Annotated in this window: 1 protein-coding gene; it reads left to right on the top strand. The window is 39.9% G+C overall.

Annotated elements, in window-relative coordinates; genetic code table 11:
• On the top strand, nucleotides 1-639 hold a 639-nt coding region (locus ACFIQE_RS11270; RefSeq protein WP_375707789.1), incomplete at both ends, for an autotransporter outer membrane beta-barrel domain-containing protein.

Below are 639 nucleotides of genomic sequence, written 5' to 3'. Positions count from 1 at the left end.
CCTTTAGATCCTTCATCTAATCTCTCTATACCGCTTGATGTTCAGTCTAATCTCCAAATTAGAGCTGTTGTTCCACAGGTTCCAACTTATCTTCTTTTGCCAAATGCCTTATTGCATGCTGGTTTAGTGGATATGACCACGCAAAATAAGACGTTAGAGACAATGCGGAATGCTTTTCATTCCTTTGGGAAAGATGATAAAAAGACAGCCTTTTTTCTGCGTGCTTATGGGGGGAGCCATCATTATGCTTCCAATTTATCTGCTTTTGAATATGGTTATGGTGCTGAGCTCGATTATAATGCATTTCAAGCAGGTGTTTTGTTAAACGAGATTGAGAGTTTATATGGTCGTACATTCTTTGGAGTTTGGGGAAACTATGGAAATCTTTCTCTACACCCTCAGGATGTTGAACAAAGCAAAAAAAGCGCATTTAATAAATGGTCTGTTGCTGCTTATGGAAATTTGCAGCATGATAGGGGTTTTTATATAGATGGGGTGGTATCGTATGGTCTTTTTAAGGGTGATGTTTTGACCCTTTCACGGGGCAAGGTTGTGGCGTTAAAGGGTAAACAGTTTAGCGGTTCTTTAACGAGCGGTAGAACGTTTGCAACAGGGTATAAAGGTGTTGTTTTTGATCCG

This window comes from Bartonella sp. AA1HLJMS, assembly GCF_042197445.1.
Lineage (GTDB): Bacteria > Pseudomonadota > Alphaproteobacteria > Rhizobiales > Rhizobiaceae > Bartonella.
This window is presented reverse-complemented; position numbering and strand designations above follow the sequence as displayed.